This is a genomic window from Streptomyces cucumeris, from assembly GCF_024295805.1.
Lineage (GTDB): Bacteria > Actinomycetota > Actinomycetes > Streptomycetales > Streptomycetaceae > Streptomyces > Streptomyces cucumeris.
In genome coordinates this window covers 99,046-109,035 of sequence record NZ_JANCLX010000026.1, presented here as the reverse complement: position 1 = coordinate 109,035, position 9,990 = coordinate 99,046, and the positions used below count along the sequence as shown (strand labels likewise).

The 9,990-nt window shown below is 73.1% G+C and carries 9 protein-coding genes; 5 read left to right on the top strand and 4 right to left on the bottom strand.

The genetic code is table 11. The annotated features are described in order from the left end of the window. Positions 1-96: 96 nt before the first annotated feature. Entirely contained in the window at positions 97-627 is a 531-nt protein-coding gene (locus NMK44_RS30260) for an RDD family protein (protein WP_254749089.1), read from the bottom strand. Positions 628-775: 148 nt separating this feature from the next. On the opposite strand from NMK44_RS30260, the gene NMK44_RS30255 reads away from it, so the two are divergent. Continuing rightward, positions 776-1,558 carry a VOC family protein gene (locus NMK44_RS30255; protein WP_254749087.1) on the top strand — a complete coding sequence of 261 codons (783 nt, stop codon included), beginning with the start codon at positions 776-778 and terminating at the stop codon, positions 1,556-1,558. Positions 1,559-1,570: 12 nt separating this feature from the next. Here NMK44_RS30255 and NMK44_RS30250 read toward each other — a convergent pair whose 3' ends face one another. Next, entirely contained in the window at positions 1,571-3,022 is a 1,452-nt protein-coding gene (locus NMK44_RS30250) for a DUF2079 domain-containing protein (protein WP_254749085.1), read from the bottom strand. An 89-nt stretch (positions 3,023-3,111) separates the two neighbouring features. Between NMK44_RS30250 and NMK44_RS30245 the strand changes: the two genes are divergently transcribed. Then, positions 3,112-3,798 (top strand): HNH endonuclease family protein, encoded by a 687-nt coding sequence (locus NMK44_RS30245; RefSeq protein ID WP_254749083.1) that lies wholly within the window; start codon positions 3,112-3,114, stop codon positions 3,796-3,798. A gap of 51 nt (positions 3,799-3,849) precedes the next feature. Here the strand turns inward: NMK44_RS30245 and NMK44_RS30240 are convergent, their stop codons facing one another. Further along, positions 3,850-4,605, bottom strand: a complete 756-nt coding sequence (locus NMK44_RS30240; protein ID WP_254749081.1) for a LolA-like protein — start codon at positions 4,603-4,605, stop codon at positions 3,850-3,852. Continuing rightward, positions 4,605-5,315: an Rv1352/Rv1906c domain-containing protein gene (locus tag NMK44_RS30235; RefSeq protein ID WP_254749079.1), complete on the bottom strand. Its 711-nt coding sequence runs from the start codon at positions 5,313-5,315 to the stop codon at positions 4,605-4,607. Before NMK44_RS30235 ends, NMK44_RS30240 begins: the two co-directional genes overlap by 1 nt. A gap of 218 nt (positions 5,316-5,533) precedes the next feature. On the opposite strand from NMK44_RS30235, the gene NMK44_RS30230 reads away from it, so the two are divergent. The 3 genes from NMK44_RS30230 (at position 5,534) to NMK44_RS30220 (ending at position 9,879) form a co-directional block, all read left to right on the top strand. Next, positions 5,534-7,654 carry an N-6 DNA methylase gene (locus NMK44_RS30230; RefSeq protein ID WP_254749158.1) on the top strand — a complete coding sequence of 707 codons (2,121 nt, stop codon included), beginning with the start codon at positions 5,534-5,536 and terminating at the stop codon, positions 7,652-7,654. Between the two features lie 129 nt (positions 7,655-7,783). Further along, complete coding sequence (locus NMK44_RS30225) at positions 7,784-8,326, top strand: hypothetical protein (RefSeq protein ID WP_254749077.1); 543 nt, start codon at positions 7,784-7,786, stop codon at positions 8,324-8,326. Continuing rightward, entirely contained in the window at positions 8,323-9,879 is a 1,557-nt protein-coding gene (locus NMK44_RS30220) for a serine/threonine-protein kinase (protein ID WP_302888803.1), read from the top strand. Before NMK44_RS30225 ends, NMK44_RS30220 begins: the two co-directional genes overlap by 4 nt. The last annotated feature ends 111 nt before the right edge of the window (positions 9,880-9,990 follow it).

Sequence of the window (9,990 nt, the reverse complement as noted above, 5' to 3'; positions counted from 1 at the left end):
GGGGTGGCGGGCCGCCCCCCCGCCGCGTCCCCACCCTTTTTTACCCCCCCGCGGGGGGGGGGGGGCCCCCGGGGGCGGCCCCCCCCCCGGCGCGTTTCAGCGGTGGTGGCCCAGCCGCCGCAGATCCTTCAGCCGTACGTACACCAGCTTGCAGTGGTCCTCGTACGGATCGCCGTCCGCCCAGATCAGACTGCGCACCGGCTGCATCGGCAGCCAGGTCATCCCCAGCAGCCAGCGGTGGACCAGCCGCCAGAACCCCGGCCGTCCGGCGTCCTGTTCGCGCACCACCCGCATCCGCAGCAGCCACTTGCCGAGCGAGGCCCGGAAGATCCAGGCGCCCAGCACCTGATTGACGAAGGACAGTCCGAACACACAGGCAAGCCACAGGACCAGGGCGTTCGCCTCGACCTTGAGCTGAGGAAGCACGCGCAGGGCGAGGGCTGAGCCGATACCGGCGGCGAGGAGGAAATCGACCGTCGCCGCCAGCATGCGGCGCTCGTCGCCGGCCGGTTCGGGGACACGCGGGCCCGGCGGGGTGTGCGGAAGGGTATAGGGCGAGGACGGCGGTCCGTAGGGCGAGGACGGCGGCGGTCCGTAGGGCTGTTGCTGCCCCCGTGAATTGATCATGGCTGGAATTCTGTCAAAGGGGTGCGTCAACCGTTCCCCCGATCCGCCACGGCCGAGTGGCGGCCGCGGCGGATCGGGGGAAAGGTGGGGTGGAGCGGGTGGTCCCGTCCGGCGCCCGGCCGGCCGGACCTGCATCCGGGAGGCGGCCATGCCCGACATCACGTCCTACCAGCCCGGGACGCCGTGCTGGATCGATCTCATGGTCCCCGACCAGCAGGCCGCCCTGGACTTCTACTCCGGGCTCTTCGGCTGGTCCGGGGAGGTGGGCCCGCCGGAGACCGGCGGCTATGCGCTGTGCGCCCTGAAGGACAAGCCGGTCGCGGGCATCATGTCGGCCCGGGCGATGGGTGAGGAACCCCCGCCGCCCACCGTGTGGACCACCTACTTCTCCTCCGATGACGCCCAGGCCACCTCGGAGGCGATCAGCCGTGCCGGGGGCACCGTACTGCTGCCGGTGATGGACGTGATGGACCTGGGGAAGATGCTGGTGGCGGCCGACCCCACCGGGGCCGTCTTCGGTGTCTGGCAGCCGCAGGAGTTCGCCGGTGCCGGGCTGGTGAACGAGACGGGCGCGCTGATCTGGAACGAGCTCAACACCCGTGACCGGGAGGCGGCGTCCACGTTCTACGCCGAGGCGCTGGGCCTGGAGACCGCGCCCATGGAGGGCGCCGACGGCTACTACTCGCTGTCCGTCAACGGCCGTACGGTCGGCGGGCTCCAGCCGCTGCGCGAGGACATGCCGCCCGACACCCCGTCGCACTGGATGGTCTACTTCGCGGTCGAGGAGGTGGACCGCACCGTGGCCAAGCTCTCCGCGGAGGGCGGGGAGGTGCTCCAGCCGCCGTTCGACATGGTGGCGGGCCGGATGTCGGTGGTGCGGGACCCGCAGGGCGCGGCGTTCGCTGTCATCGCCCCGCAGCCGATGGGCTAGGGCGGGCGGCGGTCAGCGCCGCTTGACGACGAAGTAGCCCGAGGACGAGCCGTAGGGCTCATAGGTGGCGCCGGGGTGGAGCTGACGGGCGTAGGCCACCACCTCGCTCATGCTGCGCTCCGGTTCCTGGACGGCGATGTAGTCCGGTTCGACCCCGTGGGTCGCCCCCACCCACAGCACCCGGCAGCGGTCGGTGAGCCGGGCTATCGGCCCCACGTTGGCCTCCACCGACGCCCCGTCCGGGATCCGGTCCAGCAGCCGTTCCACCGCGACGACCTCCGGCGGCTTGCGGTACGTGGCCTCCCTGGTGAGCTCGTACAGCGGCATCGACGACGACAGCGCCAGGGCCGCCCCGCACACCGCGGCGGGCAGCTGGCGGGAGTACGCGGCGAGCCAGGCCCGGCGGCTGTCGCGGGTCCGGTGCAGGGCGTCGACCAGGGCCAGGAACACCACCGGCATCAGCACCGCGCTGTAGTGCCAGTCGGTGCCCCAGTAGTGGTCGTCGTGGGAGAGGAAGCGCCAGCCGATCGTGGGCGCGGCCACCAGCAGCAGCGGTGAGCGCAGGGCGAGCAGTCCGGTCGTCGGCAGCAGGATCCACAGCAGGGTGCGCAGCGCGGTGCCGAAGGGGATGCTGCCGGTCTGCTCCGCGCCGCCGCCGACCTTCTCCCAGTAGTCGTACGAGCCGGTGCCGTTGAAGCCGGGGATGATGACGCCCAGGGCGATGGCCGAAGCCACCACGCCGAAGACCATCAGGGCGATGGCGTACGAGGTGATCCGCTGCTCATGGGTCCGCCAGGTGCGGATCACGATGACGGCGCCGATGGCGGCCACCGTGGCGCCCATGTCCTCCTTGACGAGCACCAGCGGCGCGGCCCACAGCATCGCCGCGTACCAGCGCTCGCGCAGTACCGCCTCCAGGCAGAAGGCCAGCAGCGGTACGGCGAAGCAGATCTCGTGGAAGTCGAAGTCCACGGCGCGCTGGACGCCCCAGGAGGCGCCGTAGGCGATACCGATCGCCAGTCCGCGGCCGCGGCCCAGCAGCCGGGCGGCGACCCGGGTCACGGGGACCGCGGAGAGCGCGAACAGGGCGGCCTGCGCCACCAGCAGGGTCACCGGGCCGGGGAAGACCCGGTAGACCGGGCCGAGCAGGGCCGTGACGGGGCTGAAGTGGTCGCCGAGGATATTGGCGCCGGGGCCCTTGAGGTCGGCTATCGGCTCCTGGAAGTGGGCGTACGCGCGTATCGCCTGTTCGAAGATGCCCAGGTCCCAGGACATGGTGGCCATCCGCCGGTACCGGGTGACCGACAGCGTCGCGTAGAGCACGAAGAGGACGAGGGCCAGCCAGTACGGGTCCCGCCGCGGGCCGCGCAGCCCCTTCGCCCGGGTGAGCAGCCGGGCACGGCCCGTGGCCGCGGGCGCCCCGTCCGAGGTGGTGCCGGGCGGGAGTGCTGCGGCCGTGTCCATCCAGGGTCCTTATCGTGTGGGCGGTCTGTGCGAAAAGATACGCGAAGGGGGCGAGACGGTTGCGTCGACGGTTCGGGCGATCGGGACGGGTGACCGCGGTGGCGCTGGCGGCGCTGCTCGCCGTGGCGGGCTGCCAGCCGGGCAAGGACGGGGAGCGGGGCAGGTCGGAGGAGGGGGGCACACCGGGCAGCGGACGGCCGTCCGGTCCGGCGCTCTCCGCTGTGGCGTCGCTCACGGTCAAGGGGCGGGCGCCCAGGACGGGTTATGAGCGCAGCGCGTTCGGCAGTCCGTGGGTGGACACCGATGACAACGGCTGTGGCACACGGGACGACATACTCAAGCGGGACCTGGCGAAGGTGCGGTTCCGTGACGGCCACTGCCTGGTCGTCTCCGGCACGCTGGACGACGATCCGTACACCGGCCGCAGCGTGCGGTTCGTCCGCGGCCACAGCAAGGTGGACATCGACCACGTGGTGGCGCTGTCCGACGCCTGGCAGAAGGGCGCGCGGGAGTGGGACCGGGAGAAGCGGGTGGCGTTCGCCAACGATCCGCTCAATCTGATCGCCGTGGACTCCGCGGCCAACCGCGGCAAGGGCGACGGGGACGCCGCGACCTGGCTGCCACCCAACAAGGGATACCGCTGTGACTACGTGGCGCACCAGGTCGCGGTGAAGAAGAAGTACGGGGTGTGGGTGACCCGCGCGGAGAAGGACGCGATGACGCGGGTGCTGGACCGGTGCCCGGACACCGCGCTGCCCGCGCGCGGCGGCCGTTAGACGGCGGCGCCGGGCGCGGGCGGAAGGCTGTGGGCGGGTGGGCCGGGGGCCTCAGCCGGCCAGTTCGTCGAGGTCGACGATGTCCCCGGTGGGGGCCTTGGCGCCCACCGGCTCGTCGAAGTCGCTGAGCAGCAGGGTGCCGGGCTGGTCACCGCCCTTGATGACGACCTTGAGGATGTAGGGCTTGCCCCGGGCCGCCACGTACATGGTGGTCGTCTCGCCGCCGCCGCGTTCGGTGAGGGTGACGGCGGGGACGCCGTCCACGGTGGTGGAGCGGCCCTTGCGGGCGTCGCTGGGGCCGGTGACGAACCCGGCCGTCATCTTGCCCGCGTCGCAGGCGTCGACGAGGTCCTTGGCATCCGGACCGGAGGCGTCGGTCCTGGTCCAGCGGTCGCCGATCAGCTTCGCCGCGGCCTTGCCGTCCTCGCCCTGGGACTCCCAGAACGTGGCGTCGTACTTCATGTAGGCCGTGTCACCGGTCTTGATCAGTTCGACAGCGCCCTCGTCGCCGAGGTCCATCGTGCCCTTGCACTCGCCCTTGGTGTCCGAGGTCATCCGGTACTTCAGGGCGCCGCCGTCGACGACGCCGTCGAGGTCCACGGTCAGCGAGGTCGCCGCCTTGGTGGCCTTGACCGCCTTGTCGAGGATCTGCGGGCCGGTCAGGTCGGCCAGCCCGCCCTTCCGGGCGGTGGTGGCCGCGCGGGAGGGCGTCTTCCCGGTGTCGTCGCCGCCGCCTCCGCACGCCGTCAGGGCGAGGGCGGCGGTGGCGGTGGCGCACAGGGCGGCCAGGGTGGTGGTGGAGCGCATCAGCCGGTCTTCTTCCAGTTCTTGCAGCCGTTGGTCTTGAAATAGGCGTCCTTGGCGCCGATGGTGACGATGGCGTTCCCGGAGACGTTCTCGTTCGCGATGATCGAGTCGACTCCGTGCAGAGCGTCCTTGCTGCGCTCCCAATAGCAGCCGTCGTCCCCGCCGTTGCCGGTGGACTTGTAGGTGCCGGGGGCGATGTCGGCACCGATCCGGTACATACCGTCACCGGTCATCCCGGTCTTGGGGCTTCCGGAGGCGGTGGCGGGAACGGCTTCCCAGTCCTCGCACCCCTCGGATTTGAAGATCTTGTCGCTCGCCTTGACCGTCACATAAGTACTGCCGGTGACATTGTCGTTGGCGAGGATCGCGTCGGGCTCCCCGGAGGAGTCCTTCGCCCGCTCCCAGTAACACATGGTGTTGCCGGTCGACCGGTAGGTGCCGGGCTTCACCTCGGCGCCGACCTCGAAGGTGCCGTCGCCGCCGAGGGCGGGCGCGGCCTTCTTCGCGTCGTCCTTGCCGCCCTTGCCGTCGGCGGCCCCTCCGCCGGACGCCGACGCCACCGTGTCCGACTCGCTCCCGCCCTTCGTGTCATCGCCTCCACCGCCCGCCGCGACACCGCCGACGGCGATGACGGCGACGAGCGCGCCCGTGGCGGTGAGGACCTTGTGCCGTGCGAACCAGTTCTGCTGCTGCCTGCGCTGCTGAGCCATGACAAAGGGCACCTTTCGGGCGTTGGAGGAACTCCGTGAACCGATGGGTTAATCAGAGCAGAGTCTGTGAACCGAGTCAACAAGAATCATGCGGAGCGTAGAGTTCACAGCGTGAAGGGGTCTCTTCGAGATCACCGCCGGTATGCTCGGCGCCGGAGCAGCACCACGGGACGGGAGTCAGCCAGGTGCCGGAGAACGCAGCGGAGAACGCAAGCGAGGTGACCGCGGCCGGGATCGCGCGGCTCGCCGGGGTCGGGCGCGCGGCCGTCAGCAACTGGCGCCGCCGCCATGCCGACTTCCCCAAGCCGGTCGGCGGCACCGAGACCAGCCCCACCTTCGCCCTCGGCGATATCGAGCACTGGCTGCGCGCCCAGGGAAAGCTGGCCGAGGTCCCGTTGCGCGAACGCGTCTGGCAGCTGCTGGCCGGACATCCGGCCGGTGCCCCCGCCGCGCTCTGCCAGGTCGGAGCCGTCCTGCTGCTGGTACGGGACCGGCCCGCGGTGTGGAGCAGGGTCGGCGGTGCCACCGACGACCAGCTCGCCGAACTGCTGCCGCTCGCCCTCGAACCGGCCCTGACCGCGCGGCTCGGTGAGGGTCACCCGGTGCACACCCCCGACGCGGCCGGACTGCGCGCCACCGCCCCGCTGCTGCGCGGCGCCGCAGAACTGGCCGGTGAACTCGGCCCCCGCCAGGCGTACGAGTTCCTGCTGGGCCGTCATCTGGACGCCAACCCACGGCAGTACACCCTCACCCCGGCCGCCCCCGCCGATCTGATGGCCGCCCTCGCGGGCCGGACCGACGACGGTTCCGGCACCGGCCCCCGGGCCGTGCTCGACCCCGCCTCCGGCACCGGCGAGCTGCTGCGCGCCGCCGGATCCGCCGAAACGCTCTACGCCCAGGAGCAGGACCCCGACCTCGCCGCGCTCACCGCGCTGCGGCTGGCCCTGCACTCCGACGCCCAGGTGCGGGTGCGCGGCGCGGACAGTCTGCGGGCCGACGCCTTCCCCGGGCTCACCGCCGACGCCGTGGTCTGCCATCCGCCCTTCAACGAGCGCAACTGGGGCCATGACGAACTGGCCTACGACCCGCGCTGGGAGTACGGCTTCCCGGCCCGCACCGAATCCGAACTCGCCTGGGTGCAGCACGCCCTGGCCCATCTGCGCGACGGCGGCACCGCCGTCCTGCTGATGCCCCCCGCTGCCGCGTCCCGCCGCTCCGGCCGCCGGATCCGCGCCGATCTGCTGCGCCGCGGCGCGCTGCGGGCCGTCGTCGCGCTGCCCGCCGGGGCCGCGCCGCCGTACGGCATCCCGCTGCACCTGTGGGTGCTGCGCCGCCCCGGCGCCGGAACACCCGCCGCCCCCCGGCTGCTGGTGGTGGACGCCGCCGCGGCGGTCGCCGCCGAGACCGCGCCGCCCGAGGGCGCGGTGCCGCCCGGCTATCCGGCGCCCGCCGCCCCCGCCTCACCCGGACGCGACAAACTGCCCTGGCCGACGGTGCGGTCCACGGTGCTGGACGCCTGGTACGCCTTCGACCGCGACGGCACCGCCCCCGAGCGGCCCGGGGTGTGCCGCGCCCTGCCCGTCATCGAACTCCTCGACGACGATGTGGACCTGGCCCCCGCCCGGCACCTCCCGCCGCCCACCGCGGGCGGCGGCGCCATCGAACTCACCGCCGTACGCGACCGGCTGACCGCCACCCTGGCCCGTACCGCCGAACTGACCCCGGCCGCGCCCGCCGAGCCCGCCGCGCGGGAGTCCGCGAGCGGCCGCTGGCCCATGACCACCGTCGGTGAACTGGTCCGCGCCGGAGCCCTCGAACTGCGCACCGGCGGCGCGCCGGGCGGCGCCGGGGTCGCCCTCCTCACCGAACAGGACGTGCTGGCGGGCACCGGCCCCACCGGCGCGCCCACCGAGACCGCCCCCGACGGATCCGCCGGGGAACCGGTGCTCCTGCGGTCCGGCGACGTGGTGGTCCCGCTGATCGGCGGCGGCACCGTGGCGCGGGTCGTGGACGAGACCGCCGCCGGGGCCGCGCTCGGCCGCAACCTCTCCCTGCTGCGGCCGGACCCCGGGGCGCTCGACCCCTGGTTCCTCGCCGGTCATCTGCGCGGCGGCGCCAACCAGCGGCAGGCCAGCAGCTACGCCTCCACCGCCACCCGGCTCGACGTCCGGCGGCTGCGGCTGCCCCGGCTGCCCCTGGCCGACCAGCGGCGTTACGGTGAGCGCTACCGCACCCTGGCCTCGTTCGAGGAGACCCTGCGGCTCGCGGCCCGGCTGGGCGAGCAGTTGGTGCGCGGACTGTACGACGGTCTCGCGGACGGCACCGTACCGCCGGGGTGACGACGCCGGACGGCGTGCGTGTGACCCATCCGAAACCGGAACCGTACAGCCCGGCTTTGACGCGCCATGTCCCCGTATACGCTCACCTTCGCGTCAACGTCCCCGGTACCAGGTCCCCCAGGAGCAGCTATGCACGGCCATGTCCCCGCGCCGCCGCAGCCCCGCCCCGCCACAACCGCCCTCGCGGTCACCCAGCGGGTGCTCTTCGTCACGGTGACCCTGCTCAGCCTGGGGATCCTGTCCTGGGTCGCGATGCTGCGGCTGGCGATCCTGCGCCGCCGCCCGCTGGACTGGGCGCTGTTCTGGGCCACCTGCGCACTGGTCCTGGCCACGCTGGTGGTGTTCGGCACCGGACCCGACGACGAACCCGGCACCCTGGGGTACATCGCCCTGGCCGTGCTGTTCGCCCTCGCCATCGGGGTGCCCGTGCACTACCTGATGGCCGACATCCGCCACCACCGGCTCGTCTCCGCGGTCGCTCCGCCGCCGTATCCGCCCCAGGGGTACGGCCCCGCGCCCTACGGCTACGTCCCGCCCCAGCCCACCGGGTACCCCGAGCCCACCGCGTACCCCCAGCCCTCCGCACCGCCGCACCAGCCCCAGCGCATCGAGCGGGTCCGCGCCGAACTCGACGAGCTGAGTGACTACCTCCGCAAGGAGCAGGGGCGTTGAACGGACGGGTCATCGCCGACCGCTATGAACTGGCCACCCTCCTCGGCCAGGGCGGGATGGGCCAGGTGTGGACCGCGTACGACCGCAGGCTCGACCGCCGCGTCGCCGTCAAACTGCTGCGCCCCGACCGGGTCGCGGGCTCCGGCGGGGAGGGGGATGCCGTGGACGAGCTGCGCCGCCGCTTCGTCCGGGAATGCCGGGTCACCGCCCAGGTCGACCACCGCGGTCTGGTCACCGTCCACGACGCGGGCAGCGACGGCGAGGACCTCTACCTCGTCATGAGCCATGTCGAGGGCGCCGACCTCGCCGACCACCTCGCCGAACACGACCCCTACCCCTGGCCCTGGGCGGTCTGCGTGGCCGCCCAGCTGTGCGCCGTGCTCTCCGCCGTGCACGCGGTGCCGATCGTCCACCGCGACCTCAAGCCACGGAACGTGATGGTCCGCCCGGACGGCACGGTGACCGTCCTCGACCTCGGTGTGGCCGCCGTCCTGGACACCGACACCACCCGGCTCACCCATACCGGATCGCCCATCGGCAGCCCCGCCTACATGGCCCCGGAACAGGCCATGGGCGGGGCCGTCGGCCCGTTCACCGATCTGTACGCGCTGGGTGTGCTGCTCCATGAACTGCTCACCGGGGCCGTGCCGTTCGCCGGGTCCACCGCGCTCGGCGTCCTCCACCGCCATCTGCACGAGCCGCCGGTCCCGGCGCGCCGGCTCCGCCCCGGGATACCGGAGGCGCTGGAAGCGCTGGTGCTGCGGCTGCTCGCCAAGGATCCGCAGGCCCGCCCCGCCGACGCCCAGGAGGTCTACCAGGCGCTGGTGCCGCTGCTGCCCCGGCCGGAGGCGGGTCCCGGCCCGGCCACCGGTCCGATGGACCCCACCCGTCCCTTCCTGCGTCCGCACGCGCCCTGGCCGGACCGCCCGGACCGGCCCGTGGCGGCCCCGCCGGTCCCCGTACCGCTGCCCCGGGCCGCCGGACCGGCCGGACCGCCGGATGTCGCCTCCGCCGTCGACGAGGTCAGACGGCTGCTCGACCAGGGCCGGATCACCCAGGCCGTAGACCTCCTCGGCGCCGTCCTGCCGGTCGCCGCCGCCGAACACGGTGAGCGGTCCACCGTCGTACGGTCGCTGCGCGCGCAGTACGCGGCGACCCTGATGGACGACGGCCAGTACCGCCGCGCCCTGCCCGAACTGCGGCGGCTGGCCGATGAATACGCCGCCGAGTCCGGCCCGGACGCGGCCCACCGCTCGCTCCGCTCCGGCTACGAGGCCGCCCAGTGCCTGGAGCAGCTCGGCGAGGCGTCCGCCGCCCTGTACGAGTACCGCCGTCTGCTGCCGTACTTCGAGCGGTACGCGGCCACCGACCCCGGTCCACCGCTGGACATCCGCCGCCGGATCGGCCATCTGCTGCTCTCCCTCGGCGACCGCCCGGCCGCGCACGACACCCTGGTCCGGCTGCTGCACGACGCGGAGCGGGTGCACGGACCGCACCATCCGCTCCCCGAGGAGATCCGCCGCACCCTGCACTGGCTCGGACAGGTGCGCTAGGTCGTGTCGTTTGGATCTTCGTGGATCAGGCCGCGGCGTCGGATGCGGTGCATCGCAAGGCGGAGCCTGACCCGCGTACTGGGCGTACTCGGGTCTGGCGACAACGCAGCG

Coding starts and splice junctions, on each gene's coding strand:
- NMK44_RS30260 (WP_254749089.1), bottom strand. CDS start 627: ATGATCAATTCACGGGGGCAGCAACAGCCCTACGGACCGCCGCCGTCC.
- NMK44_RS30255 (WP_254749087.1), top strand. CDS start 776: ATGCCCGACATCACGTCCTACCAGCCCGGGACGCCGTGCTGGATCGAT.
- NMK44_RS30250 (WP_254749085.1), bottom strand. CDS start 3,022: ATGGACACGGCCGCAGCACTCCCGCCCGGCACCACCTCGGACGGGGCG.
- NMK44_RS30240 (WP_254749081.1), bottom strand. CDS start 4,605: ATGCGCTCCACCACCACCCTGGCCGCCCTGTGCGCCACCGCCACCGCC.
- NMK44_RS30235 (WP_254749079.1), bottom strand. CDS start 5,315: ATGGCTCAGCAGCGCAGGCAGCAGCAGAACTGGTTCGCACGGCACAAG.
- NMK44_RS30225 (WP_254749077.1), top strand. CDS start 7,784: ATGCACGGCCATGTCCCCGCGCCGCCGCAGCCCCGCCCCGCCACAACC.